The sequence below is a fragment of the Microcoleus sp. bin38.metabat.b11b12b14.051 genome, assembly GCF_013299165.1.
Lineage (GTDB): Bacteria > Cyanobacteriota > Cyanobacteriia > Cyanobacteriales > Microcoleaceae > Microcoleus.
Genome location: NZ_JAAFKD010000002.1, coordinates 54,117 through 80,586 on the forward strand (window position 1 = coordinate 54,117; position 26,470 = coordinate 80,586).

The window sequence follows — 26,470 nt, forward strand, 5'->3', positions numbered from 1 at the left end:
ATTTGTCCTTGGTCATTAGTTGAAAAGTATAGTAGCCCGCGCGTGCCGAGTTCAGAAACCGGGTTTCTGCCGAGATTTATCGTCACTCAACCAAAAACTTGTAGAAACCCGGTTTCTTTCCCACCCGCGCCGAGTTCAGAAACCGGGTTTCTGCCCAGATTTGTCGTCACTCAACCGAAAAATCGTAGAAACCCGGTTTCTTTCCCACCCGCGTCGAGTTCAGAAACCGGGTTTCTGCCGAGATTTATCGTCACTCAACCAAAAACTTGTAGAAACCCGGTTTCTTTCCCACTCGCGTCGAGTTCAGAAACCGGGTTTCTGCCGAGATTTATCGTCACTCAACCAAAAACTTGTAGAAACCCGGTTTCTTTCCCACTCGCGTCGAGTTCAGAAACCGGGTTTCTGCCGAGATTTATCGTCACTCAACCAAAAACTTGTAGAAACCCGGTTTCTTTCCCACTCGCGTCGAGTTCAGAAACCGGGTTTCTGCCGAGATTTATCGTCACTCAACCAAAAACTTGTAGAAACCCGGTTTCTTTCCCACTCGCGTCGAGTTCAGAAACCGGGTTTCTGCCGAGATTTATCGTCACTCAACCAAAAACTTGTAGAAACCCGGTTTCTTTCCCACCCGCGCCGAGTTCAGAAACCGGGTTTCTGCCGAGATTTATCGTCACTCAACCGAAAAATCGTAGAAACCCGGTTTCTTTCCCACCCGCGCCGAGTTCAGAAACCGGGTTTCTGCCGAGATTTATCATCACTCAACCGAAAAATCGTAGAAACCCGGTTTCTTTCCCACTAACTCACTGATGACAAATGACCAATGACAACTGTCAACTGTCAACCCCTCGACTCCGCTCGGGGCTCTTCTGTCAACTGTCAACCCCTCGACTCCGCGGGCGGGCTCTTCTGTCAACTGTCAACTGTCAACTGACTTTTGAACTTGAATTACTTGAATGCTGCCGCCAGCATAAAGTTTAGGTTGTTGACTTCCTTTGGAATTGTACTGTTTAAATCCTATCTCTGCCAACAAAATCTTCAGGTCAGTTTCAATTAATTTCCAAGCAGTTTCAGTTTCAAACAACCACAAAAATACAGCCAATCCTGGCCAAAATAGCGGATTTGTGGGTCGATGAAAATCTACCAAAATGAATAGACCCCCCGGCTTCAGCACGCGGTGTACCTCTTGAAAGATTTGCTTCAACTGTGCGGGCTGCATTTCGTGCATCGCAACACTACTGTGTACCAAATCAAAATCACCGCCGCCAAAAGGCATCGACTCGGCAAAAGCTTCTACATAATTAGCAGACGGCACATTTTTTCTGGCGCGTTGCAGCGACAATGGCGAAGCGTCCAGTCCTGTGACATCCTGGGAATATTGCGCCAGAAACTGCGTAGTTTGACCGCTACCGCAACAAAGGTCTAAAATCTTAGTTTCCTCGCTGACGGTCAAATTTTGCAGCGCTAGTTGCCGAAAACGAGCTTCGCCGCCTACGCTCAAAGCAGCCAGACGGGCGATCGCATCGTACAGCCATTGATACCGATAACTTAAATCTCTAAAAATTGTTGCCATATTCAAAATTATGTATATCTTGCTATCGACTTAAGATATTATGAAGCTATATTATTAAAATAAGTAACAGAACTGAGACGATGGGAGAGCTGTAACCGCTATGGGCCGTTTGGGAGTATTGCTATTAAACTTGGGCGGGCCAGATAAAATCGAGGATGTCCGTCCTTTCCTGTTCAACTTGTTTGCTGACCCGGAAATCATTCGCATTCCGTTTCCGTGGATGCAGAAACCGCTCGCCTGGTTGATTTCGACCCTGCGTTTTAAAAAATCCCAGGAAAACTACCGCCAAATCGGGGGCGGCTCTCCTTTGCTACGGATTACCGAAGAACAAGCCGCTTCCCTGGAAGAAGTCTTGCGAGAAAAGGGACAAGATGCTCGAGTATATGTGGGGATGCGCTACTGGCATCCTTTTACTGAAGAGGCGATCGCCAAAATTAAGCGCGATCGCATCGAACACTTGGCAATCTTGCCATTGTATCCTCAATTTTCTATCAGCACCAGCGGTTCTAGCTTCCGACAGTTAGAAGAAATCTGGGGTCAAGATCCCGACCTCAACCAGATAGAATATACCGCGATTCCTTCTTGGTATCACCGACCGGGCTACATTCAGGCCATGTCGGAATTGATCGCCCAAGAATTAGATCACAATCCAAATCCCGATCGAGTTCACATCTTTTTCAGCGCCCACGGCGTCCCCCTCAGCTACGTAGAAGAGGCTGGAGACCCATATCAGCGCGAGATTCAAGATTGCACTCGCCTGATTATGGAACATTTGAATCGATCGAACGAACACACTCTCGCCTACCAAAGTCGGGTTGGCCCGGTGGAATGGCTGAAGCCTTACACCGAAGAAGCGATTACCGAATTGGCAGAAAGTGGAGTTCAAGATTTGTTGGTAGTTCCAATTAGTTTTGTTTCCGAACACATCGAAACTCTGCAAGAAATTGACATGGAGTATCGAGAATTAGCAGAAGAGTCGGGGATTGAAAATTTCTACCGAGTCCCTGCATTGAATACTCATCCGGTATTTATTGAAGCTTTGGCAGATTTAGTTATCGAGTCGATAGAATCTCCCAGCGTTAAATTCTTGGATGTGATACGCCCTTCCAAGAAAGTTAAAATGTACCCTCAAGAGCAATGGGAGTGGGGTTTGACGACGGGGGCGGAAGTCTGGAACGGTCGTGTAGCAATGATTGGTTTTATCGCATTAGTGATTGAGTTAATTACGGGTCAAGGCCCGTTACACTCGATCGGCTTGCTTTAAATTGACAGTTGACAGTTGACAGTTGACTGTTGACTGTTGACTGTTCACTGTTGTTACAAATGACTAATGATATAAAATCCGTTGGTATCGGAATTATTCATCTCTCTCTTCTCTTCCTCAGCGTCCTCTGCGGTCTCTGCGGTTAAATCATTCCGAAACAACCGTAAACGATATGACAAATAACAGATAACAAATAACAAATAACTAAACTAATCGGGATCGCGCTTGCCGCGGCGGGGATTTCCCCCATCGCCCGGTATTCCCTGACTTCGGTACCAACGATACCACTCCTTAGAACTGCGAATAGCCATCCACAGCAGCAGCATCGCAATTAACGCACCCTCTTTCGGCGCGTCAAAAGCAAACAACACCAAGGAAATACACAGAACATCTTGCAGGAAAATCACCCAAATCGGTAAAATCTGTAGTCTGTAAAGCCATCCTGCTTGTACCAGTTGCAGCACCAAAGCCAGCAAACCTCCGACAATACCAATAATCCACAGCATCCAAGGGTGAACAATAACTTCGTCGATCGCACTTACCTGAGCGATCGCAATTCCCATAATTGCTCCTACAATGGGACTGAAAATAATTTGCACAACTTGCAGCACCCGCTGTCCCACAAATGTTTTAGAAGCAAACACCTCTAACAGCGACCAACTCACCAAGATCGATATCGCCACTTGCGGGTGAACCCGAGACAATAGAGGTATTTCTGACCAAAGTTTGTCTATCCGCAACAAACCAATTAACAGCAGGGGCAGGGCAATTCTCATACCCCCCGCCGCAGACGCAGAGAGCGCGGCTAGGAGTCCAACCATAATAATAATTCACTTGATAACGTTTGCTCAAGCTTCGATCCGATCTATTTCAGAATTGAATTCCCCTGGTGGCTGGCGGTGATTTGAGCGATCGAACTCAAATTACCCCTTGAGCTTGAAATATATCTCTTTATTTTAAGTGTATTTGCCGAATCCCTGCTGGGGACTGTCACCCAAGTCGATCGACAGAAAGTAGAAGGCGCTTGTGCAGAACTAAAGCGCGATCGTGATTAAATTAGAAAGTATGTTATGGAAAAACCAGCAGTTAAGCCGAAATAATTAAATTTTCAATACCACCTAACCCAGAGATTTCCAGCCAATTATTCTCCTATCTTCCCTCTTCCCTCTTCCCTCTTCCCTCTTCCTTCTTCCTTCTTCCTTCTTCCTTCTTCCTTCTTCCTTCCTCTTATGTCTGAATCATTATTTACCGATGCCAGCCGCCGACTAGAACGAGCCTTAAAATATGTATCCCTGTCAGAGGATACGATCGAGCGGCTCAAATATCCCAAATCCAGCTTAATAGTATCAATTCCCGTGCGGATGGACGACGGTTCCCTGCGAATTTTCCAAGGGTATCGGGTGCGCTACGACGATACCAGAGGCCCGTCGAAAGGAGGAGTGCGCTACCACCCGAAAGTATCCCTCGATGAAGTGCAATCCTTGGCATTTTGGATGACATTTAAATGTGCAGTGCTCAACATACCCTTTGGAGGAGCCAAGGGCGGAATTACCGTCAATCCTAAAGAATTGTCCAAACTAGAATTAGAAAGGTTGAGCCGGGGTTACGTGGATGCGATCGCAGATTTCATCGGCCCGGATGTCGATATTCCCGCACCGGATGTCTACACCAATCCGATGATTATGGGTTGGATGATGGATCAGTACAGTATTATTAAAAGGCAGCTCAGTCCGGCGGTGGTGACAGGTAAACCAGTCACAATCGGCGGTAGTTTGGGTAGAGATACCGCCACCGCCACCGGCGCTTTTTTTGTGATTCAAAATCTCCTACCCAAATTTAACCGAAGTCCGGGGGAGACAACGGTAGCCGTCCAAGGTTTCGGCAATGCCGGGGCCGAATTAGCAGAATTGCTCTGGAGGGCCGGTTACAAAGTTGTGGCTGTCAGCGATTCCCAAGGGGGAATTTATGCGAAACAAGGGCTAGATATTCCCAGCATCCGCCGTTTCAAGGAAGCTAACAAAGGTATCAAAGCTATTTACTGCGAAGGTTCGGTTTGCAATATTGTCGAACACGAAATCTTGACAAACGAGCAACTTTTAGCCTTAGATGTTGACGTGCTGGTTCCAGCAGCTTTGGAGAATCAAATTACTGCACAAAATGCTAATGATGTCAAGGCTAAATTTATTTTTGAAGTAGCGAACGGGCCGATTGATTCTGCTGCTGATTTGATTTTGGAATCGCGGGGAATTCAGGTAATCCCGGATATTTTAGCCAATGCTGGCGGGGTGACGGTGAGTTATTTTGAGTGGGTGCAAAATCGCAGCGGACTTTATTGGACTCTGGAGGAAGTCAATCAGCGGTTGCAGCACAAAATGGTTGAGGAAACTGAGGCAATTTGGAAAAAATCTCAGGAGTTGTCGGTTTGTATGAGAACGGCGGCTTACGTGTACGGTTTGCACCGACTCGGAGAAGCGATGAATGCGAAGGGAACGCGGGATTATTACCTGAACGGTTGACGGAAGTTGGAACGATGGAACAGCGTCGAAGCCTGTGCCACAAATGAACAGGCAAGATGACTGTGCCACAAATGAACAGGCAAGATGCCTGTTCCACAAATGAACAGGCAAGATGCCTGTTCCACAAAAGAAAGATTAAATATGATTGTGGGGCAGGCTGGGAACAGCGTCGAAGCCTGTTCCACAAAAAAAGATTAAATATAATTGTGCGGCGGGCTTCGGCGCAGCCGACAACAGGCAGCTAGTTATCAAAAAGTTGCTGGGCAGCGATTGACTAATATTATTTCATACTGTAAAGTTAAATGCTAATGGTCGCAAGATTTTATAACTAAATGCGACAAGGGGTCTCCTTTGAACTCGATCGAGTTTAACGGGAGAGAACGTAAAAAAACTTTCAATCATTAAAACTATATAGGCTACCCAATGAGACAACCGTTATTTGGCACTGCCGCGGCCGCGCTGGTCATAGGTACATCGGCTGTTTTCTCGCAGCCGGCTCAAGCTCAAAGCAGAAATCAATTCTACTGCGGGATTAGCGAAGGCAAACCCGCAACCATCGTCCGCACCGCTAGAGGCAACGTACCGCTGATAGTTTGGAGCAATGAAGCTTTTTCAGCTTCCGGATGGACTCCCAAGCGACGCTGTGAAGATGTATCGGCTAGATTTCAACGGTTTAACGACAACGGACAGCTCAGATTCATGAGAGCAGGGACTTTTAACTCTCAACAAGTATTGTGCATCGATCGAGCCAGAGGTAGCGGCAATTGTTCGAGTGCTGAAGCAGTAGTGGTGACAGTACCACAACGCAGCAATGCCAACCTGATTCTCGAACAAATGCTCGATACCCGCAACCGCGCGTCCAAACAACCCCTTTACTTGAGCGGAGAAAAGCAACTGGTAACCTATGAAAACGGCGCTGCTAATGTCAATCTGAACCTATTGTTTGACAACGAACCGGCAGATAACGAGCGTTTGTGGTAAAAGTAGCAAAGAAACTGCGAGCTAAACAAACATGGATTGGCGTTCACTAATCTTGGCAACTTGTATCAGCGGCATCTCGATGATGCTACCTGCACAACTTCCGCCTGCCAAAAATTCCTTAAAACAACTGCCAGTTGAAATGTCGCAACAGCGATTGCAGCAGCAAGCTGAATCGATAGCTGTCAGGGTGCGATCGTCTGGACAAGTTGCAGGAACGGGAATCGCCATCCGCAAGCAGGGCTCGCAGTACACCGTGCTGACAAACGAACACGTCCTCAAAGCCGGGACAGCGCCCTACCAAATCCAAACTCCAGATAATAAAATTTACCCTGCAACCTTTGTCAAAGACACTAATTTTAAAGGCAACGATTTAGCATTGTTGCGCTTTACTAGCAGCGTTGAATACAGCACCGCTAAGCCTGGTGCTGTGCCCAAAGTTGACGATCAAGTCTTTGCAGGTGGGTTTCCTTTTACAGAAGAAGGTGAAAAAGACCGAGGATTTGTTTTCAAAACTGGCAAAGTTTGGCTGGTGCTTGACAAAGCTTTGGAAGGCGGCTATCAAATTGGCTACACCAACGATATTGAAAAAGGCATGAGCGGCGGGCCGCTGCTGAACGCTCGGGGCGAGCTGGTGGGCGTTAACGGCGTCCATGCTTACCCGTTGTGGGGAGACCCCTATCAGTATAAAGACGGCACTGAACCGAATGCAGCACTGCGGGAGCAGATGAGCAAGTACAGTTGGGGAATTCCGATCGACACTTTCAAGCAGCTAGCACCTTCAGCCTTGGAAATGACAACCAATTCTCTGACAAAATAGGCGCGATTCAGCGTGCGATCGTGCTTGGCTTTGGGGGGACGATCGCACGAACATATCTATCAAGGCGCCCTAATATTACTTAAACTAAACTAATATTTGGAAAATGACGAAATACTATAGCATAATTCCAGCAGCACTAATCGGGACGATCGCGATATCGTCATTTCAAATACTCCCAGCAACTGCCTTAGAACCAACACAAATCAGTGAAATTGCCCAGAAGTTTACAGTAATGATCGCCAAGGACTGTCAAGGATCGGGAGCGATAATTGAGCGTCAAGGCGAAAATTACACCGTCCTCACAGCCAACCACGTTGTAGCAACAACTGGCGAATGCTTTATCCAAACCCCCGACGGGATGAGCTACAAAATCTACGAGGCCCGCGCTATACCCGGAACTGATTTAGCTTTGTTGCAGTTCCAGAGCCGCAATAACTATACCGTTGCCCAACAGGGAAATTCCACAAACTTGCTACCGGGATCAACAATTTATTATGCAGGTTATCCCAGTCCCGGACAAGTAGACACCAAACGCAGTTACCGTTTCTACGAAGTCCGCGTTACGGGTCGATCGCCCGGATCGAATGAAGGTTACGAGCTATCTTACACCGGCGACGCTCTCCCCGGCATGAGCGGCGGGCCGGTGCTCGACAGCAACGGCCGTTTGGTGGGAATTCACGGCAAAGCTGACGTGCGCGCAGTTCAAGGTGCTGTCGGCAATTACGGCGTTCCTTTTGAGATATTTCTGGCGAGACGGAACCAAATAAGTGGCGACGCACGATCGACCCAAGCCCAGAATCCGCCCGTGCAAATAGCACCCCCACCGCCCATAACGCCAGCGCCAGTCCCCACACCAGCACCAGCGCCAACACCTGCACCCGCACCAGCCCCCGCACCAGCGCCAGCGCCAGCACCGCAGGCGGAAGCACCAGCGCCAGAACCAGAACGCATTGCAGCTAGGGAACCGCAATCACCTGCGGAGTCGGCAATTAGTTCGATGGTGCGCGGCCAGCAAACCTATGTTGTTCGCAACCGCGATTTTCTCAATTCTGTGCCGTCGATCGCCAAAAGCTTTAGTATTTTATTGCCACAGGATTACAACTTTGCGATTCGCACCACCACCAGAGGCGCTTTTCACTACGCAATACCTAAGTCTGCCGACATGAAAGCTTATGTGGGAGCAATTTTCCTAGAGGAAAACGCCAGTTTAAGCAATCCAACGACTGTCTCGATAGTCTGCGAAGCCACAACAGCAATCAATGTTCGCCCTTCCGATCCGACTTACGGCAGAAATAATTTAGCTTGCGGTGTGGGTACCGAGCGCAAGAGTGCCAGCAGTCTGCCCCAGCAAAACAACCTAGTAACCCAGCCTGCACCTGCGCCAAGGCCTGCACCTACTCCCGCAGCCAGAGTAAATCCACCTCAAACTAGAGCCGCAGGGCCGATCGGGTTTTTGAGCCTAGTGAATGTTTGCAACACTTACGACCTCAGCGGTCAAACTCCCCACCAAGAGAGAGCATTAGAGTGGTTGCAGGGCAGAATTTCCGCCCAAACCATGGAAAAATTCGCCCAAGAGTGGCGCACTCAATTGATAGCAAGAGCCGGTAACAAACCGATAAACTTGGTGGATGTCTGCAAAGTGTACGATCGCACCGGCCTCCACCCCCACCAAAATCGTGCCCTGGAATGGTTGCAACAGCAAATTCCCAAGGAAACGCTCACAGATTTCGGCAAAAAGTGGCAAAATCAAGCCGGTTCGTAGTGAGGACTTCAGTCCTTCTTAAAGTTCGTAGTGAGGACTTCAGTCCTTCTTAAAGTTCGTAGTGAGGACTTCAGTCCTTCTTAAAGTTCGTAGTGAGGACTTCAGTCCTTCTTAAAGTTCGTAGTGAGGACTTCAGTCCTTCTTAAAGTTCGTAGTGAGGACTTCAGTCCTTCTTAAGGTTCGTAGTGAGGACTTCAGTCCTCTCTCATCTGATAAAATAAGGACTAAAGTCCTTACTACAAACAACAAAATTAGTTAATTTCAAACGAATTCATCATATTTTCAGCAGTTTTCAAATATTGCGAATACTCTGATTTTTCCGCAGTGTAAGTAATCACGTAAGCTTTATTATTCATCAACGTCCAAGTTTGCATTTTTTTAGTATTTGTCTGTCCGTCTTTATCATCAAAAACAACAGTATAGCCTCGATGATTAGCAATTGTTTTAGGATTTTCTTCTAAAATTTTAACATCAGTAAAATTACTTTTAATTTGTTTGAGAGACGACTGATTGTATTCATCGAGAGACATGGGCTTCGGCAAATCTTCAATGCTGATAGTAATTTGTTCTTGATAAGCATCAGCGGTATTCTTTTTGGGGGCGATGAATACAACCACATCGTTAATTACTGGGTTTTGCAACTCTTGTTTTTCCCACTTTTCAGGATACTTGATTTTAAAATTATGGGCGGAACTTTGATAACTTAATAAATTTTCAAATTGAGTTTTAGAGAAATTTTGGATTGCGAAAGTGGAAGCTGCGATCGCCCCTGCAACTCCCAGCCCGACTAAAGCCGGCTTCCACCCCAAAGCAAATGCAGGAGTTTTCTGAGAGGAAGATGGCGATGGCGGGCTATTCCCTACGGGATAGCTTGGCTTCACGACCATTTTACCTAGTCGCTGCAACAAAATTTGCGTATCTTTCGGGCGCCCGTTTGGGAAATGAGCCATTAAATCGTCAACCAAGTCGGCTACCGGCTTCGATACTTGAGTCGCCAAAGTCCGCCAAATCAATTTACCCGATCGCGGATCTTCCTGCAAATTTCTCGGTTCTTGAGCCGTCAGCAAATACACAAAAGTCCGGCCCAAAGCAAAAAAATCCGATCGCGGCTCAGCCTTGCCATTTTTCTGTTCCGGCGGAGTGTAACCCATCGAAGAAATTCTTGTCACCTCTCCACTGGTTCTTTGAACAGTTTCTGTGAATTCCCGCACCGCCCCAAAATCAATCAAAGTTAATTTATCGTTCGAGCGGCACATAATATTCGGCGGCTTAATATCCCGGTGAAAATAATTTTGATTGTGAACGAGATTCAAGATTTCAGTCAGTTGCGTCAACCAGTCTATAGCTAGTTCCGAGGAAATAGGTTGGTGGTTCCGCTCCGCCAACCATTGCAGCAAATTCTTACCTTCAATCTTCTCCATTACCAGACAGTGCAACAAATTGCTCGTATCGTTAGGTTTGAAAGTAAAATAGGCGTCGGGTTCTACTTTCGGAAGTCCTGGATGCTTCAGCCGCTGCAAAACATGAGCTTCTCTCTGAAACAGTTCCACCGCCAAAGGATCGTTGTTAATCAGAACTTTTAAAACTTTCCGACTCTCGTCTCTATCTCTGACTTCAAAAGTTTTGCCAAAGCCTCCTTGTCCCAAAACACTAATTACCCGATAGCGTTCGTCTATCAACAACTTTGAGCCGCAGCTTTGGCAAAACTTGATATTCTCCTGATTTTGTGGATTTTCTGGATAGCGGCAGTTGGGATTAATGCAGTAGCTCATGGTAGGGAGGAATTAGCTTGGTAGAAATATTATCTAGTGCCAAAGCAGCTTCCTGAAAGCTACCCGAATTGGGATAGCTGGGAATTAGTGAGGTGCTGGTCAGCATTGATTATTAAACATGATATAACATTACTCATGTTTTGAATACTGAATTATCGTCGAATCTAAAATCAAAAATCTAAAACCTAAAATCCTATGACCGGTCACACCCAGAAAAAAACAAACTTAATCGCCAACCCCTATTTAGAAATCGACTATCAAGGCGAAGTGGTACGCTTGGAACTGACAAAGACTGAACACGTACTGGGGCGAGCTCCCGACAAAGCTGACTTGCTAGTTCCTCAAGACTGGGAGAAACTGTCGAGATGTCAAGCTATTTTGCGCCAAGAAGGAGACGACTATCGCATCTATGACGGCGATGGCGTCAAACCCAGCAGTGGCGGGTTATTTGTACTTCCTGCTGAAACTGCTATAACTCCGAATCAAGGCTGCGTTTTGCAGCACGGAATCGAGTTGCGCGTCGGTAAAGATTTGAGAAATCCGGTGCGGGTAAGTTATTTCAATCCCGGAAGTCCGGCGCTGGCCGTTTTGGGTTCGCGGGAGTCTGTGTCTCTGAGAAATCGATCGGTCGTCTTGGGACGCGATCGCACTTCTACGCTAGAGTTAAATTCGCCGATCGTCTCCCGCACCCATTGTACGATCGATGCGAACAAACGCGGAGAATACATCCTCACAGACACCAGCGTTAACGGCGTGTTTGTTAACGGTAAACGCATCAAAAAAACAGCGGTTTTAACCGAAGGTGCAAAAATTCGGATCGGCCCTTTTCTGCTAATTTATCAAAATGAAGAAATCACCGTCCTCGATCCGGGAAATCCGATCCGCTTGGAAGCAATTAACTTAGTTCGACCTTTCGTCAACGATATTTCCCTAACAATCGAGCCCGGACAGTTAGTGGCGTTAGTCGGAGGAAGCGGTGCGGGAAAATCCACATTAATGCGGACTTTGCTGGGGATTGAAACCACAACTCGCGGCGCAGTTTACGTCAACGGCGAGGAACTGCGAAAAAACTTTGCATCCTACAGTTCTTTAATCGGTTACGTGCCGCAAGATGATGTAGTTCACGGCGAATTGACGGTGGAAGAAGCCCTGACTTATGCAATTAAATTGCGACTGCCGCCGGATACGGATGTCGAGCAAGCTTTGACAAAGACTCTGGCAGATATTGATATGTCTCACAAGCGGAACATTCCGATCGCCAAACTCAGTGGCGGCCAGAGAAAGCGGGTGAGCATCGGCGTCGAGTTGTTGGCAGATCCGAAGTTGTTTTTCTTGGACGAACCGACTTCCGGACTCGATCCCGGGTTGGACAAAACGATGATGGAACTGCTGCGAAAGTTGGCAAATAAAGGGCGGACGGTGGTTTTAGTGACGCACGCTACGGCAAATGTCAATTTGTGCGATCGGCTAGTGTTTCTCGGCCGCAACGGCTACCTTTGCTACTTCGGCCCGCCAGCAGATGCCACCAACTTTTTTGGAGTAGGTCAAGCCGACTTTTCCCAAATCTACAACCAACTAGAAACCAGCGAAACAGTTATCAAAGAATGGGCGAACAAATATCGCAATTCCGCCTATTACCAGCGCTATGTTGCCGCGCCCCTGAGTCCCAAAGCACCGCAAAAACAAGCCCCACCCGCGCAACTTCCCCAACCCGCCAGAGTCTCCCCAATTAAACAACTTTTATTGCTCGCCGATCGCTATTTTCAGCTAACTTTACGCGATCCGGTTAACGTGGGTTTAGGACTGTTAACTGCTGCCGTTTGCCCGATTTTGCTAGCCGGAATCAAAGATATAGAACCGCTGGTAACAGGCACAGCAGATGACCCAGCCCTCGCTTTTTTAGCGCTGCGAATTGTGTTTGTATTTACATCAGCAGCTATTTGGGTAGGTTTGTCAAGTTCTTTGCAAGAAATTGTCAAAGAATCAGCAGTTTACCAGCGAGAAAGATTGGTAAATTTAGGTTTATTGCCCTATGTTGGTTCCAAGTTTGTAGTGCTAGCGGGATTGGCATTGCTGCAAACATTGCTGATGACAGGAGTAATTTTAATTGGCTTTAAACAGCCGTCACCGGATACAATCTCTTGGGCGCTGGGCTTAGCTATTACCACATTTTTAACGCTGCTGGCCAGCATGAGTTTGGGATTGATGGTATCGGCATTTGTCAAGAATGGCAGTCAGGCGAACAGTGCTTTACCTTTGCTGTTAGTGCCGCAGATTATTTTTTCAGGAGTCCTGTTCAGTCTGGGAAGTCTGTTTAAAATCGAGAAAATCGGTCAGTATATTTCGTGGTTGACGGTCAGTCGGTGGTCTGTGGGCGCTTACGGCAGCTTGGTTAACGTGAACGCGATGGTGCCAAAGCCGATCGAATTACCCGATCGAACAATCCTACCGCAATTATTCGAGAAAAGCGCCGTCTACGAGCCAACTTGGCAAAACTTGGCTTTGAATTGGGGAATTTTAGGATTGCACGCAGCAGTTTATTTAACCGCAACTTTGCTATTGCAGAAGCGGAAAGATATTATTAAATAAGTAGGTCATCTAGCTACGGAGATTACGCGAAAACCAGAGCCACGCGAAAACCGGCGAACGGGGAGCGAAGGCCCACAAAACTCATGGCACGATAGGCACTGCGGCAAGTGAGCGCAGTCTCGAACCAGGAACTGCCACGCACCACTCGACCATCCCTTATGCCGCCAGTTTCCCAGGAACTTCCGTCAGTTGGTCCACCGTTACAGTCTTCGTGCCACGTATCGCTGCACCACTCCCAAACATTGCCGTGCATATCGCACAGTCCAAAGGCATTGGGGGGAAAACTCCCGACATCAGTTGTTTGTTTACGGGAAAGTCCTGTGGGGGCGTTTGCGTAGGGCCCGTATCCGTTATAGTTGACTAATTGCGGGGTAATGGTTTCCCCAAAATGAAATGGGGTTGTTGTACCCGCACGACAGGCGTATTCCCATTCTGCTTCACTCAGGAGGCGATATTTTTTCCCGGTTTGTAGCGAGAGTTTGCCGCAGAATTCTACCGCATCATCCCACGATACATTTTCTACAGGACGTTTTTCACCTTGGAAATGGGATGGGTTGTTTCCCATCACTGCTTGCCACTGTGCTTGGGTGATGGAGTATTTGCCTGCAAAAAAAGCTGGTACTGTGACTTGATGCTGGTGACTTTGCTGATAATTTACTCCCTCTTCGTCGTTGGGGCAACCCATCATAAATGTGCCGCCGGGGATGTAAACCATTTCCAGTACAATTGAGTTACCTAAGTCTTCAGAAAAGAAGTGAGAAAACGACTTTCTGCGGCTGTTTTCTTTTCCATACGCATCGACTGTGATGACATCAAATTCAAAATAGTTACGTAAATGTTGCTTTATCTTCTCCTCATTTCTATCTTTCAGCAGTGAATAGGCAGCAAATTTTACCTGCATTGACTCATCTTGCAATGCTCGAATTATCAAATCTAAGCCTGCTTCTCCATATTTCAGCGCTTCGGAGAGTGTGGCGATTCTAACTTCGACAGCGGGCGAGGCCAAGCGGCTTTTAAGGCCAGGAATGCCTCCAAGCACCGCAGCATTGACAGGAATTAAATTTTGACCGCCCTTGACTGCATCGTATTCTCTAGGTTCATTTTGATGGTCTGACATGATTTCAACCAGGGATTTTTGCTAGTCGAGCCGGCTGCAATGGAGGCATCGCGAGCAATTCCTCAACTGAGAAAGGTTGGGGTTGAGGAATTTCAGATTCAGCGTCCATGAGTTCTTTGATTTTATCACAAATCAAAACTGCTTCTGTTTCTCCGTCAGTTAGTTTTTCGTAAAAATAAGGTATGGAGAACCAATGCTCAAAAGCAATTTCTAACAAACCGTTAGTGGCTAATTGCACTTGCCAGTACCGAGAAAATCTGGCATCTACTATCTCAAATAACGGGGCTGGATTGTGTATGGGATAATAAGTATAGCGTTCATCGCAAATATAGTACGATAAATTCCCTTGCCATTCAGAGATAGCATAGACAATATACTCTTTACCTACGATAAGTTTGAATTCAGTTTCTTTCGTGATGTCTAACGGTGGATTTAGGTAATTTTCCGGTAGATAAGCTCCTTTGTTGGCAATACAGCGAATCTTCATAGTATATTGACCTCACTGGTTTTTAGGTGCTATTTTTTACTTACAAATTTAAAAAATATTTAATCTACCAAATCGTCTAGGGAAAGCTTCAGGAGGTCGCACAATGCTTTCGTCTGTTCCACATAAAGCTTTGGAATATGTCGGCCCGCTTCCCAATTTTTCACAGTGGTTACAGTCACGCCCAATTCATCAGCAACTTGCTGCTGTGTCAAAGACAGCAATTGCCGTCGCTGTTTTAGTTTTTCCCCCACACTACTCATGCACTGTACCGATTTCATAATTTCTATACTGGGCGGTTGAAACCGCGTCTATACAAACAAAGTCGGCCTGCGCCGACTTGAAGAATCAACGGGGTCGAAAACCCAGATTTGCTATGACGCATTCTACTTAATTATGACAGTTGCGCCTAGGACTGTCCAGAACGGCATCGATCGAGAGTTTAGCATTTTTTTACAAAAAAAATCCCCAAAAGCAGGGGATTTCTCATATTAAAGCTAAAGCTAAATCTACTTAGTCTCAGGCATCAAACACTTATCAGAATCGCAGCCCGCAGGCCCGGAATCCATCATTTCACCCATGTCATAACGCCTTAAAGCTATGTGGAAAACCTCTGTTTCGCGACGCGATAAAGCCTCTGCAACCATTTTGGTGTAAGTTTCCTTATTTATCGGTTCAAAGGGCAAACGCGGGAAAGTTTCGAGAGCATCAAACCGGGCTAACAGGGCTGCGGAAATATAGCCTTCGTCATCGCGAATCGCTTCGTAAATCCGAGTTCCCAAGCTTTCAACTTCATTTTCCCGCAGTTCAATTGTGGCTGAAGTGTTGTGTCTGACATAGAACTTTTGCACTTGCATATAAAAGTCCATTTGCGCGGCCGCCGAGAACTTGTTAATGTCAATTTCATCAGCACCGGGTAAGTCAGCCCAACTTACAGCAACTGGTATTTCTACCAGCCATTCCGTGCAGCGTTCATCGAAAGGATTGTTGAGCAAATTGCCGTTTTCATCTTTGTCAGATTGCGACGGAATCACGTTGTATCCGTAGTCGATGCAGGCGAGGGCTACGGGGTCGTTCTTGCGGAAAGTGATTCGGCGAATAAAACGCTGGGCTTTGGGCGGATGCCACCCCGGAGAAGCGCCTGTGAGCAGAGATTTGGTGCCGGATGGTTGCACGGTTGTGCAGCGATTGGGGCGTTTCAAGGAATGGCGATCGCAATAATCCCATACTACCCGATTCACAATCTCCCGCCAACCAGTCAAATACTCTTCTTCCCGCTGTTTAAACGCAATTCCCTGGGGAGTTTGCGGGCGGCCTTCTACCCACCAGCGCAGCCACTCAACACCGAAAGCGTGAACGAAGAAATCGAACAATCCAGTAAAAGATACGCCGACAATCGGGTCTAATTCGCGGCTGTATTGGTAGCGGGGTTCGAGAAATTTGTGATTGAGAAGTACCGCAACAGATAGAGCTCCTGCTTTGAAAGCTTCCTCTTGTTCTTTGAAATTGTAAGGGTCAATTTGATTGAGGTGGATCTCAGACAAATTGCAGAAAAAATTCGAGCCGATTATTTCACCACAGGGGTTTAAACCTACACGAACTAACCGATGATCTAATTCTTCATCAGTCAGTTTTGGATAGCATTTCTGTAACCAATCTTTAGCTTTTCCTTCGTTGTAAGCTTTCAAGAACTCAACTTTAAGACTAGGTGTAGAAAGTAAGTCAACGTTCGATCGAGCTACAGCTTCGCCGGCCCATTGAATCGCACCTTCGCCCGAATAATACTGTTTGCGGACGGCATCAATACATTCTTCTAGTGTAGGTTTGGTATGAAAAACTCGCGTATGATTTGCCATACGAAGGGCATCGCGTTCTGGATCGATTCTCCAGTTGCCACTTTCATCTTGTTGCCACAAATTGTTTTTAGCATTTGCTCCTAGTTCATCACCAGATTCAAACTGACGCATTCCGGCGCTGTTGTGCACTAGCAAGCCATCAGCAATAAATTCGTGATCACCTTCGACTTCAATATCGAAAGTTTCAGCTTCACCCGCCGGTGCTACAAACAGAACTTCTATTGGCAACCAGTGAGGATTTACTAAGTCTTCAGCTAAAAGAGTGTCAAAGTTAGCATCTCGGAAATATCCCGGTCTCCCTTTGGCATCGCTCCAGAGTACATCAGCCCTACAAATAGTTTCAGGTTTCCATCCTGTTGCTGCTAACTCTTTAGCAAATTGATAGGGTAAAGTCAGCCCATTCTTTTTAGCTAACTTGAGCGTGAAATCATCCCGCACTGCAAACTGATTAATTAAAGCTACAGCTACAGCTTGGGATTGCAAACCTCGAATGTGAATGCAGTGGCAACCGTCATAGATTTTGTCTCTACCTTTCAAAGTTTTAGGTTCGCGCTCGTACAAGGTAGTAGCAATTCCTAACGAGAGAGCTAGCTTTTGCACTTCTCGTAAAAACTCTAACTTGCTAGAGTTGACCAAAACATTTCGGGAAGGAGTGCCATCTGCATCGCTCAATCCTGCGATAAAAGCAGCTCTAATTTCAGGAGTACCTTTCCAAATTATTTCTGGAATTACTGGAACTCCCCAAGGCTGTTTGTATTTTAAAAGTTCTTCAGCTAGATCTTTCCGATAAACCTTGATGAAGCCACAATTTCCCTTGCTCCCACAAGCAACAGTAGGAGTATATCCTAGATTGCGGAGGATACGAAGGCATTTTTCACCTAGTTTTCCCTCAAGTCGGGATTTAGAAAAAGCAAAGACAACTTCAGACTGTCCAGTTTTTCGCCGATTGGCATAGCCATCTCCAATATAAAAGCCTACCAGCCAAGCATAATCAGTGCTAGCACAATCAGCACCTTTATTATGAGGGACGGATATGAGACGATCGCCCTTTTGCAATTCGCCTGCATATTTCCAAGTGTAAGACCGCAGTCCGTCATAGACAGCAACGCGATGATTAGCAGTACAGCGAATCGAAGTCACTGGGGTACGGATTTCTACAACATCCTGAGTACCTTGGATAAATTTATTAACAACAGGACGATATTCACCGGATGAAGTTAACACCAACTCCCCAACCTGAATATCTTGGATCGGCTTCATGCCAGAAATCGCTGAAACCTTTGTCCCGTAAGCGATACATCTGCGTATGTTGCCCGCCACGATTGTGACCGCAGCTTCGTCAATCAATACACAACATTCAACTGAATTTAACTGCCGCCCTTGAGCCTTATTTAAAATTGCCGCACACCGCTGATAAAGTTCCGGCAATTTCACCGGATTTGCGACTCCGCCAAAGCCTTTTAAAGGTTCTCCTACCGGGCGAACGTCGCTTAAGTCGATGAAGATTTCAGCTTCTCCTGCAAATCTTTCATCTGTGGATAATTCCAGCAGAGTTTGATAGGATTTTACCCAGCCTTGGCGGGAATCTCCGACATAGATAGTGGCGGTTTTTTCGTCTATTTTTACTTCGGTTTCTTGGCGGCGGGATGCAGCGGGTGTTGAGCCGATCGCACCTTGCACTGTTACGGTTAAGCGGTTGCGAATGGGCGGCAGTCGATCGATATATTTTGGTTCCAAGACTGCACCGGTGCCGCAGCCCATCATTGCCAAATCCATCAACAAGCCAAAGGCGCGCCAGTCAAGAATGTTGGTTGAGGAACAGTTATAAGCGCCGGAAAAGTTCTCTGGCTGTTCGATCCATTTGCTGCCACCTACCCACAGCCAGCGCCCTGAAGCGAGGGTTTTGAGCTCGTTTTGCATCCGGTGCAGCAGTTGTGTTTCTTCGGAGGTGAGGTTTCCCAGCTTCTGTAAACCCTTGACGGTTCGATCGCACACTTCGGCCCAAGTCTCCCGCCCTGTCTCGGTACGGCGGCTGTAAGTCCTGAAAAATACTGGATTGGCTGCGGGTGCTGTTTCGGGAAAATCGGACAGGTTGCGTTTTTCGCTGGCACTCGATCGCTCTAATTCTCGAACCATAGGTTGTGTACTGACGTGTCGGAATATATCAAACTACGAATATACAACAGGATTCAGATTTAGGGTAAAAGCTTGACAAATTTGACAATTTGCACTAAATATGGGGCCTCGGACTCGGGAAGCTCGATCGGGCGATCGGTCAAAAACTTCAGCAAAAACCCGATTTCTACCAGAAACCGGGTAATGCACAAACCTTGTCAATTGTCAATTCTTTGTCAATAAAAACTCAATATTGGGTAACAGCGGGTCTTGAACAACCCCCACACCATTAAATCCCCAACGTTCCAGTAGCTTTTTCACCGACGAACCGGAGATAGATTCTACTGCAAATCGATCGGCAACCTCGGCCGCGTGAGCGTTGAGATAGCTCAAAGCATCATAGTCTTCGCGAAACATCAGCAAGTAACTAACTGCCGAATCTGGATTGGGATTAGCGGAGAGATATTTGCCATCCGCGCGAGAACGTAGCAAGTAAAAAACTTGGGATAACATTTTATCTTTTTTGTCAAAATAATATGTTACCTCAAATTGGGAATTGGGAATTGGGAATTGCCCAAACGATTAGACTTGCATTGCATCTTTGATAGAGCCGGTCAACCGCAGATGCAAGGTAGATCAACGCAGATGGACGCAGATATTTTCAAGATAAGAGAGCGAATAAATGCAATCCAAGTCGATTTTAGATTGCCCTAAAGTCAATCTAAAATCGCTGGAATTTAGCATTTAAATCAAAGTCAGTGCCAAACCTTTAATCGATCGCCCGTCGCCAATTTGACCGACGATCGAAGCCCGACCAGTCGTCAGATTAATATTGTACAGGCTCGAAACTCCGCCAACATCGATCGCAGCCAAAGCCGTTTCGTTGCCGCCAACACTCCTGATATCAAAGCCAAGGACGGTAGAAGCGTCAATTCCCAAAGATCCGATCGTATTCAACACTCCATTATTCGGCGGATCTTGCCGCACCAAAACATCCGAATTGCTGTCAATTACAAACAGCGTTGTCGAAGTCGCCCCGGCAAAGTTATTCACATAGGTAGCCCCCGCGCCGGCGGCTACGGTGTACACACAAGTCGAGTTGGAAATCAAATGACGCAAAAAAACGGAAATTTATTTTTTAAATCCTTGATTTCCCGTCAGCCATTATCAATAAATTAAAACTATTGATAATAGGATCGAGCGTCTAAAAACCTTGTCTAAATGCGGGTTGTGTCAGACACAGCAAGGTTTTGGCAAGTTGTGTGTACGCGGTAGCTCAATAAATCGGGGTAGGCTACCGTGTTGGGAACGATTTTGCGATGTTTGAGACTTATCAGTGAGCGATTTCCCCCGATTTATTGAGCGGATACATATTAACTTTGTCAAGTTAAAGCGTTTGCAGCCTCAAAAAACTCAAATGGGTTCTATATAAAATCGCTTCCTGTCGCCTGATTCAGTTTAAGAAAAACAAGAAATGTAAAGTTTTGATACAACCATACCAGCCCCATAAATTTTATGCAAGACTTGGATTGTCAAGAAGTGGGCGGTATATTTAATTCAGAAAGTAGAACTTTTTTTAACTAATACTACATGACTTAATAGCCCAGTAGAAATGCTAGATTAGCAGATTAGTTATTATTGCAAAAACTCAAAACATTTTTGTAAATCTCCTTTAGTTATCTCATGAAAAATCCAGTGTATTTAGAAAATCGAATAAAAGTGAAAGATTTTCGGGTTAAGAAGGATGAGAGGGATGACACCGACTTTTGGCAGTTGTGGTTGCAGCATCAAGACTATCTCTATAAGCGCTGCCTGAGTTGGATGAAAGGCAATCACGAGCAAGCTGAAGAAGCGCTCAGTCGAGCCAGAATCAAAGCTTGGGAAAAATGGCTTGAAGTTGCAAGTAAAGTTACTAATCCCAAAGCGTGGCTGACTAAACTAACTCACAACCTCTGCATGGATATGCACCGAGAACGTGTTAAAGCAGCCATAAGAATCGATAGATTTGAAAAAATTGCTGCTACAGAAGACTCGTCTGTTTTTGCTAGCATGACATCTCCAGAAGCAATAATTATAAACCGTGAATTGGATGCTTGCATCCGCAATGCTGTGGATGCTTTACCAACAAAACTCCGTACTGCTTTTCTCCTGCGCTGCTACCAAGAAATGCCGTACCAAGAAATTGCCAAACAACTGGCAATCTCCAACGACAGCGCGCGAAAAAGGGTGCAACAAGCACGAATAATTCTGCAAAAAAAGTTGCACAGCTATGTTTTAGGCTTAGATAACTCCCAATTGCAAGAACCAACTTGTTCGAGCGAAACGGAAGTAAGAAAAATAGATACAAAACCTGGATTTTCTATTGTAAAAAACAATAAAAAACAGGTTAGTTGCGACAAATTGCCAACTACAAAAATATTGATAAATACAAGGTGTACTTCAGGATTAATTAATTACAAAATTACTGCAATATGTCTGGAAAAACTCCCGCATATATGGTACAGCTCGTCCAGCTTTCTGGATTAGAAATGAATGCTTACCTCGTTTTAGAAGAGAAGCCTAACCGACAAGAACAGAAACTGAAAACCTTAAGCAATTACGTGCAGCAGTATCCTTCGGGATGGAAGAAACGTTTAGAATTAGCCGATCGCCTTTACAGTTCGGGACAGTGGCAACAAGCCGTTCAGGAATACCGCCAAGTGCTCGTTCGCCAGCCCCGTTTGATGGATGTGTGTCTGCAACTGGGGAAAATTTTGCATCTCATGGGAAACAATACAGAGGCGATCGCAGCTTATCAAAATGCTTTGCCGTTGTCGCACCATATTTCAACTCAACAGCATATCAATGGCTTAATTGAAGCTTGTCGCGATCGCCCTTTCACAGCCGTTCAACTCTTCTCCTGTGCCGCCTCCGCAGAACCCGACAACCCCGCCCACTGGTACGCCCTAGCGCAGGTTCACTTGGATGCAGAATCCCCTGTGGCAGCGCTGCGTGCCTTTGAAGCCGTCTTATCCCTCAACCCAGATGATGCTGTTGCTTTAAGCCAGAGTTGCCCTCTGTTGTTAGTTAGCGGCAACTTTCAAGAAGCCGAGAGGCGTTTGGAAAGAACGATCGAATTAGCTCCCAATGATTGTCGCGCGATCGAATTGCTAGCGACTTATCGCTGCCACCGAGGGTTAATTTCCGGCGATGAGGGCAAACACACCAAGCAATTGATAAAAGCTGCCTTAGCTTTGACTCCTAATTCTGCCAGCGCTCATCAGGTTTTGTCATTTTACCATCTGTGCCGGGGCGAGCGGGACAAAGCAATTGCACTGTTGCTCGAGTTTACGCAGGCACACCCCAAAAGTCCTAATGGCTGGTATCACTATGCCCGGTGTCTCTTCCACACTAGCAATTCCCAGGCAGCAGCCGATGCAATTTTGAAAGCTTATGCGCTGTATCAGAAAGACAGTGAAATCTATCGCGCACTGTGCGAGATTTTGCCTGCTGCCGGCAGATTGGAGGAATTTCGCATCAATTCCCCCGATGCCTCCTTCAACAAGGGGGGGCAAGAACATCAACCGATCGAAACTACTTCCCCTTCCCTCATAGAAGAAATGCTAGAACGCTTTCCCCATCGGTGGAGTATTTGGGTGACAGCAGGGAGGGTATTGGTGGAAACATTTAAGGATTGCGATCGCGGTTGCGTACTTTCTGCCAAGGGGCCGCAACTTCAGCCGGATCTAGCCGACGCTTGGTTTCGACACGGGCGGGTGTTGGCTTTAGCGGGGAGACACCAAGAAGCAGTTGAAGTGATGCTGCGGGGGTGGGAATGCTTGTCAGAAGGGGGTTACGTGCGATCGCTCCCTGCGGTGGCATGGCTGGCAGAAAGTTATCGGGAATTGGGAGAAGAGGCAAAAAGTCGGCGATGGTGGGAAGCAGCCTTGCATCTGGCCAAAACATTAAAGGAGTTTAACCCGGTGACGGCTGATTACTGGCAAGGGAAAGTATTGCTGGCATTGGGCGATCGATCGGGTGCCAAACAAGCTTACCGCAAGGCACTGTCCGAGCAATTGTTTTACCCCGCACGTTCTGAAGTTAAAGACGTTTTAAAACATTTGTGAACTTTTATTTCTATCAATACTTCGGACAGTTTTAGATGCGATAGAGTGTCCGAAACCCTTGCTGGCTATATGGTAGACTATGTTTTTAAGGTTTAAGTCCAGCCCTAAGTTTCCTAAAATGCGTTAATAATGGCAGGGCTTCCTCCGCAAGGCTTACAGGGTCGTTAAAAAACTGTCCGAACTATTGTCAGAGGGCAGTTTGTGAAATTTTTCGAGTTAGAGGCAATTTTTTCAAAATAGGTGGGTAAGTCGAAAAAAGCCTCAAAAGTAGAACAAAATAGTAACAAAACTTCATAAGTCTAGCTAAACCTGTTTCACCTACCCTCGTGCTGGGTAGAGTAACTATCTAGACAAGTCGATGCAGTAAGCCTTACCCCCACCGCTGGAGTATTTGGGTGATAGCAGGGCGGGTACTGGTGGAAACATTTAAAGATCGCGATCGCGGGTGCGCGCTTTCTGCTGTAAGGTTTTGCTGCAAAAAAGCAGATTTTTTTCGACTTTTGCGCCTATTTTGCCAAAAATGCTCGTAACTCAAAAAATTCCCAAATCGATCTGCGCGAGCGTCTTATAGATCAATACGGTTTACTTAAGGATTTTTGACGAATTTCTTAAGCCAACCATATTGCGGTAGGGGTGGGTTTAGCGAATAATTCATGAAATAATCGACTGTATTAAGGCAAAACCCACCCAATACAAGTAAACCGTATTGTCTTATAGATAGAGCAAGCAAAAGCGAGAGCGATCGAGCGTTTGTTTGCTGAGGCTTGTCAGAGATACAAGCTCTGATTAACAAGTCTCAAATGTGCAAAAACTTTTCAAACTAACAATTGAGAGGAAAAAACAATGAAAGCAACAATCAACCAGATGATAAAAGCAGGGAGATGACTCATCTATGTCCAGCGTAACTTTACATTCTCGCAAGCCTCAGCCACCAACAGAACCTGATTATTCTTACATTTCACCAACCTATCAAACTTCGATCGCGGGAAGCCACCAGCAGGGTAATTACATTAAATCCTACGTACCTGACACGCCCTACCGCGATCCCAAAACCAATAATTTTAAAGCTGTAGTTTACCTGCACGGGTTTTCTTTAGGTATACCAGCTCTTTACGAAACCCACTTAGAACATCTCGTAAAACAAGGATATTTTGTCTTTTTCCCAGATTATCAAAAAGACAGTTATAAAGACGAGGGTCAATGTCAAATTGAACATGAGATTGAACTGATATCGGCGGTAGTAGAAAGCTTGCATTCCAGTCCCAAAGATTGGATAAAAGCTGCTATAAAGAGTACCTCAGGCGCATTCGATCGCGTAACAATACCGCAAACTCAGCCAGCGCAAAAGCTGAGCGATGCCAATATAGATGTTTATTTTTTCGGTCATTCTATGGGAGGTTTGTTCGCTCTTAGCTGGCCTTACTACCTTTCTCAAGAGCAACAAAAACTGATGCCGCTGCAAGTGGTTGCCGCCGATCCAGTACCAGATTCTCTATCCAATCTTCCGGCTTTTGTTCGAGACTTGCTCGATCGATATTTTAAGGGTTCTCCCTTTGTCAAAAACCCGATGAAGATTGAAGATACTGGCAAAAGCTTAACCGTGCCCGTGGCAATCCTTCACGGAAAGCAAGATACGATCGTCTCTCCATGTTCTTGGAAACATCCTTTTGAGGCAATAGCCAGCAAACATAAGAAAATTTACTTTTCTAACAGCGATGATACTGGCAACCCGAGTTTATCTGCGAATCACAATCAATCTGTAACCGATACGAAAGCTTTGTTGCCTGACTTTTTGGCTAAAGCATTAGGAGGTGCTAAGTCCCAAGCGGACGACTTGAACTGGCGTTATATATGGTTTGCGCTCGATCGAGCGATCCAAGGTACAGCAGTTGATACCTTGCAGTTCGATATGGGAAAATGGTCAAATAATACACCTGTCAAGCCGATAGATGAGTCTTGGCCTAAAAAATGTGAAAGCTTAGAAGCTACCACCGCGTCTTTAAGACAGTCATCAGTGATAAGTTAAAGCTGTATGCCAGTTGTCAAGATTTTTTAAGGCAATTAAAAACAGAGTGCTCTCTCTTTGTTGAAAAAGAGAGCGCTATTTGCTGGCAGTGAAACTGCGCGATCGCTCTTCATAATTTATACCTTTGTGTAGTTGATGAATTGACCTTTGTCTTCAAGTTTTGAGCCAATCTTGTAAAAAAAGTACCTAAGTCAAAAAATCACAAATTCCCTCCTTAGATCGTCTTACTTATAGCGGTTCTCAAAAAAGCGAGGTATGCCCGGTTTGGACTATGCCCTATGCCCGGTTTGGACTATGCCCTATGCCCTATGCCCTATGCCCTATGCCCTATGCCCTATGCCCTATGCCCTATGCCCTATGCCGTCGGATAGTACCTCATCTTTCTGAGAAAGGCTATATATGCGAAGCAATTCAATATTCGCGCATTAACTGACAAGAAACCCAATCATTTGCATTAACTAGAAGGAGAAAAAATGAAAAAAAATTATGCAGTCTTTTTGAGCTGTATTTTGGCAATGACGGTCTTTTTTACTGGTGGAATCGCCCTAGCAGCCTCCTCGGGAGATTATCGCGTTTCATTTGCAGTTCCAGATGATATCACGGAAACAATTTACATTACTGGAGGCAAGTTTACCGTTGACCTCAAAGCCATTCCTGTTCCCAACAATCTGACTGTTCGTTCTGCTGTGGTTACTTTACCTGCGCGTGAAATTGGAATCTTGAATTCGATTTCAATTATCGGACCTGATGGATCTAGTGAATTCGGCTGTGTAAATACCAGAGTCAGGAATGGTACTGACTTAATTAAAGCTTGTGGTGGACCTGCTGTTTTAAAAGCTGGAAATACGCAGTATACAGCAGAAGGAAGTGATTTTAGACCAAACCCAGATGTTCCTTTTTCGATTACTTTAAGCCCTGATTTCCCGGATTAAGGCACAACCAGCAATAATATAGATCCCTGTAGGGACGCGGCAATGCCGCGTCCCTACCTCTGATATATAGCAAGGGACTAGGGCGTGTTTTCAAACTCTAAGATCCCCCGGCCCCCCTTAAAAAGGCTACTGTGTACACACAAGTCGAGTAGAAAATCAAATGATGGAAAAAAACGGATATTTATTTTTTTAATCCTTGATTTCCCGTTAACTATTATCAATAAGCCAGAACTATTGACAATAGTCTTGATAATCTAAAAACCTTGCCTAAATGCCGCTTGTGTCAGACACAGCAAGGTTTTGGCAAGTTGTGTGTACACGGTAGCTTAAAAAGGGGGGAGAAAGGCTCTTAAAGTCCCCCTTTTTAAGGGGGATGCGAGGGGGATCGGGGCCTCAAGGAGTAGTTTGAAAACACTCCCTAGGGTCTCTCTTACTGGGGACTAGGGGAAGAAGGGAATAGAATCAAGGGTTTCAGTAGTTCAGAATGTCCTAACCACCTTGGCGGTTTCTATAATATTGTGTCCTGTCGATCGACCGCAATCAATCAGGTTTGTAGTGCGGAC

General features: G+C 46.0%; 21 protein-coding genes. 11 read left to right on the forward strand and 10 right to left on the reverse strand.

Features of this window, described 5'->3' with window-relative positions; all coding sequences use genetic code 11:
• Positions 1 to 19: 19 nt before the first annotated feature.
• Positions 20 to 799, forward strand: coding sequence for a hypothetical protein (locus tag QZW47_RS02805; RefSeq protein WP_293123554.1), 780 nt, complete (start codon positions 20 to 22; stop codon positions 797 to 799).
• A 117-nt stretch (positions 800 to 916) separates the two neighbouring features.
• Here QZW47_RS02805 and QZW47_RS02810 read toward each other — a convergent pair whose 3' ends face one another.
• On the reverse strand, positions 917 to 1,570 hold the full coding sequence (locus QZW47_RS02810; RefSeq protein WP_293123557.1) for a class I SAM-dependent methyltransferase: 654 nt from the start codon (positions 1,568 to 1,570) through the stop codon (positions 917 to 919).
• 100 nt (positions 1,571 to 1,670) lie between these two features.
• On the opposite strand from QZW47_RS02810, the gene hemH reads away from it, so the two are divergent.
• Positions 1,671 to 2,834, forward strand: a complete 1,164-nt coding sequence (hemH, locus tag QZW47_RS02815; protein ID WP_293123560.1) for a ferrochelatase — start codon at positions 1,671 to 1,673, stop codon at positions 2,832 to 2,834.
• A 209-nt stretch (positions 2,835 to 3,043) separates the two neighbouring features.
• Here hemH and QZW47_RS02820 read toward each other — a convergent pair whose 3' ends face one another.
• Positions 3,044 to 3,655, reverse strand: a complete 612-nt coding sequence (locus QZW47_RS02820) for a DUF4126 domain-containing protein (RefSeq protein WP_293123563.1) — start codon at positions 3,653 to 3,655, stop codon at positions 3,044 to 3,046.
• A 408-nt stretch (positions 3,656 to 4,063) separates the two neighbouring features.
• On the opposite strand from QZW47_RS02820, the gene QZW47_RS02825 reads away from it, so the two are divergent.
• The 4 genes from QZW47_RS02825 (at position 4,064) to QZW47_RS02840 (ending at position 8,910) form a co-directional block, all read left to right on the forward strand.
• Entirely contained in the window at positions 4,064 to 5,350 is a 1,287-nt protein-coding gene (locus QZW47_RS02825; RefSeq protein WP_293123566.1) for a Glu/Leu/Phe/Val dehydrogenase, read from the forward strand.
• Between the two features lie 423 nt (positions 5,351 to 5,773).
• Positions 5,774 to 6,331, forward strand: coding sequence for a COP23 domain-containing protein (locus tag QZW47_RS02830; RefSeq protein ID WP_293123570.1), 558 nt, complete (start codon positions 5,774 to 5,776; stop codon positions 6,329 to 6,331).
• A 31-nt stretch (positions 6,332 to 6,362) separates the two neighbouring features.
• Positions 6,363 to 7,148, forward strand: a complete 786-nt coding sequence (locus QZW47_RS02835) for a serine protease (protein WP_293123572.1) — start codon at positions 6,363 to 6,365, stop codon at positions 7,146 to 7,148.
• Between the two features lie 103 nt (positions 7,149 to 7,251).
• On the forward strand, positions 7,252 to 8,910 hold the full coding sequence (locus QZW47_RS02840) for a trypsin-like peptidase domain-containing protein (RefSeq protein WP_293123576.1): 1,659 nt from the start codon (positions 7,252 to 7,254) through the stop codon (positions 8,908 to 8,910).
• Between the two features lie 251 nt (positions 8,911 to 9,161).
• On the opposite strand, the gene QZW47_RS02845 is transcribed toward QZW47_RS02840, so the two are convergent.
• Positions 9,162 to 10,682 (reverse strand): serine/threonine-protein kinase, encoded by a 1,521-nt coding sequence (locus tag QZW47_RS02845; protein ID WP_293123579.1) that lies wholly within the window; start codon positions 10,680 to 10,682, stop codon positions 9,162 to 9,164.
• Positions 10,666 to 10,788 (reverse strand): hypothetical protein, encoded by a 123-nt coding sequence (locus QZW47_RS02850; protein WP_293123582.1) that lies wholly within the window; start codon positions 10,786 to 10,788, stop codon positions 10,666 to 10,668. The genes QZW47_RS02845 and QZW47_RS02850 overlap by 17 nt, the downstream gene beginning before the upstream one ends.
• Positions 10,789 to 10,877: 89 nt before the next feature.
• On the opposite strand from QZW47_RS02850, the gene QZW47_RS02855 reads away from it, so the two are divergent.
• The gene (locus QZW47_RS02855; protein WP_293123585.1) at positions 10,878 to 13,271 is read left to right on the forward strand and encodes an ATP-binding cassette domain-containing protein; all 2,394 of its coding nucleotides are present in this window, start codon (positions 10,878 to 10,880) and stop codon (positions 13,269 to 13,271) included.
• A 22-nt stretch (positions 13,272 to 13,293) separates the two neighbouring features.
• On the opposite strand, the gene QZW47_RS02860 is transcribed toward QZW47_RS02855, so the two are convergent.
• From QZW47_RS02860 to QZW47_RS02885, 6 genes are all read right to left on the reverse strand, one after another.
• Positions 13,294 to 14,388, reverse strand: coding sequence for an SUMF1/EgtB/PvdO family nonheme iron enzyme (locus QZW47_RS02860; RefSeq protein ID WP_293123588.1), 1,095 nt, complete (start codon positions 14,386 to 14,388; stop codon positions 13,294 to 13,296).
• Positions 14,389 to 14,392: 4 nt separating this feature from the next.
• A complete protein-coding gene (locus tag QZW47_RS02865) occupies positions 14,393 to 14,875 on the reverse strand; it encodes a hypothetical protein (RefSeq protein ID WP_293123592.1) in 483 nt (160 codons plus the stop codon).
• 59 nt (positions 14,876 to 14,934) lie between these two features.
• Positions 14,935 to 15,153, reverse strand: a complete 219-nt coding sequence (locus QZW47_RS02870; RefSeq protein WP_366930794.1) for a helix-turn-helix transcriptional regulator — start codon at positions 15,151 to 15,153, stop codon at positions 14,935 to 14,937.
• Positions 15,154 to 15,381: 228 nt separating this feature from the next.
• Positions 15,382 to 18,864, reverse strand: coding sequence for a ribonucleoside-triphosphate reductase, adenosylcobalamin-dependent (gene nrdJ, locus QZW47_RS02875; protein ID WP_293123596.1), 3,483 nt, complete (start codon positions 18,862 to 18,864; stop codon positions 15,382 to 15,384).
• 204 nt (positions 18,865 to 19,068) lie between these two features.
• Positions 19,069 to 19,356: a hypothetical protein gene (locus QZW47_RS02880; protein ID WP_293123599.1), complete on the reverse strand. Its 288-nt coding sequence runs from the start codon at positions 19,354 to 19,356 to the stop codon at positions 19,069 to 19,071.
• A 231-nt stretch (positions 19,357 to 19,587) separates the two neighbouring features.
• On the reverse strand, positions 19,588 to 19,932 hold the full coding sequence (locus tag QZW47_RS02885) for a DUF4394 domain-containing protein (protein ID WP_293123602.1): 345 nt from the start codon (positions 19,930 to 19,932) through the stop codon (positions 19,588 to 19,590).
• A gap of 630 nt (positions 19,933 to 20,562) precedes the next feature.
• Between QZW47_RS02885 and QZW47_RS02890 the strand changes: the two genes are divergently transcribed.
• The 4 genes from QZW47_RS02890 (at position 20,563) to QZW47_RS02905 (ending at position 25,907) form a co-directional block, all read left to right on the forward strand.
• Positions 20,563 to 21,369, forward strand: coding sequence for a sigma-70 family RNA polymerase sigma factor (locus tag QZW47_RS02890; RefSeq protein WP_293123605.1), 807 nt, complete (start codon positions 20,563 to 20,565; stop codon positions 21,367 to 21,369).
• Positions 21,315 to 22,949 (forward strand): tetratricopeptide repeat protein, encoded by a 1,635-nt coding sequence (locus QZW47_RS02895; protein ID WP_293123608.1) that lies wholly within the window; start codon positions 21,315 to 21,317, stop codon positions 22,947 to 22,949. Before QZW47_RS02890 ends, QZW47_RS02895 begins: the two co-directional genes overlap by 55 nt.
• 892 nt (positions 22,950 to 23,841) lie before the next feature.
• Positions 23,842 to 24,975: a carboxylesterase gene (locus QZW47_RS02900; protein WP_293123610.1), complete on the forward strand. Its 1,134-nt coding sequence runs from the start codon at positions 23,842 to 23,844 to the stop codon at positions 24,973 to 24,975.
• Between the two features lie 473 nt (positions 24,976 to 25,448).
• Positions 25,449 to 25,907, forward strand: coding sequence for a hypothetical protein (locus QZW47_RS02905; protein ID WP_293123613.1), 459 nt, complete (start codon positions 25,449 to 25,451; stop codon positions 25,905 to 25,907).
• Positions 25,908 to 26,470 lie beyond the last annotated feature (563 nt).

Coding starts and splice junctions, on each gene's coding strand:
- QZW47_RS02810 (WP_293123557.1), bottom strand. CDS start 1,570: ATGGCAACAATTTTTAGAGATTTAAGTTATCGGTATCAATGGCTGTAC.
- hemH (WP_293123560.1), top strand. CDS start 1,671: ATGGGCCGTTTGGGAGTATTGCTATTAAACTTGGGCGGGCCAGATAAA.
- QZW47_RS02820 (WP_293123563.1), bottom strand. CDS start 3,655: ATGGTTGGACTCCTAGCCGCGCTCTCTGCGTCTGCGGCGGGGGGTATG.
- QZW47_RS02825 (WP_293123566.1), top strand. CDS start 4,064: ATGTCTGAATCATTATTTACCGATGCCAGCCGCCGACTAGAACGAGCC.
- QZW47_RS02830 (WP_293123570.1), top strand. CDS start 5,774: ATGAGACAACCGTTATTTGGCACTGCCGCGGCCGCGCTGGTCATAGGT.
- QZW47_RS02835 (WP_293123572.1), top strand. CDS start 6,363: ATGGATTGGCGTTCACTAATCTTGGCAACTTGTATCAGCGGCATCTCG.
- QZW47_RS02840 (WP_293123576.1), top strand. CDS start 7,252: ATGACGAAATACTATAGCATAATTCCAGCAGCACTAATCGGGACGATC.
- QZW47_RS02845 (WP_293123579.1), bottom strand. CDS start 10,682: ATGAGCTACTGCATTAATCCCAACTGCCGCTATCCAGAAAATCCACAA.
- QZW47_RS02850 (WP_293123582.1), bottom strand. CDS start 10,788: ATGCTGACCAGCACCTCACTAATTCCCAGCTATCCCAATTCGGGTAGC.
- QZW47_RS02855 (WP_293123585.1), top strand. CDS start 10,878: ATGACCGGTCACACCCAGAAAAAAACAAACTTAATCGCCAACCCCTAT.
- QZW47_RS02860 (WP_293123588.1), bottom strand. CDS start 14,388: ATGTCAGACCATCAAAATGAACCTAGAGAATACGATGCAGTCAAGGGC.
- QZW47_RS02865 (WP_293123592.1), bottom strand. CDS start 14,875: ATGAAGATTCGCTGTATTGCCAACAAAGGAGCTTATCTACCGGAAAAT.
- QZW47_RS02870 (WP_366930794.1), bottom strand. CDS start 15,153: ATGAAATCGGTACAGTGCATGAGTAGTGTGGGGGAAAAACTAAAACAG.
- nrdJ (WP_293123596.1), bottom strand. CDS start 18,864: ATGGTTCGAGAATTAGAGCGATCGAGTGCCAGCGAAAAACGCAACCTG.
- QZW47_RS02880 (WP_293123599.1), bottom strand. CDS start 19,356: ATGTTATCCCAAGTTTTTTACTTGCTACGTTCTCGCGCGGATGGCAAA.
- QZW47_RS02895 (WP_293123608.1), top strand. CDS start 21,315: ATGTCTGGAAAAACTCCCGCATATATGGTACAGCTCGTCCAGCTTTCT.
- QZW47_RS02900 (WP_293123610.1), top strand. CDS start 23,842: ATGTCCAGCGTAACTTTACATTCTCGCAAGCCTCAGCCACCAACAGAA.
- QZW47_RS02905 (WP_293123613.1), top strand. CDS start 25,449: ATGAAAAAAAATTATGCAGTCTTTTTGAGCTGTATTTTGGCAATGACG.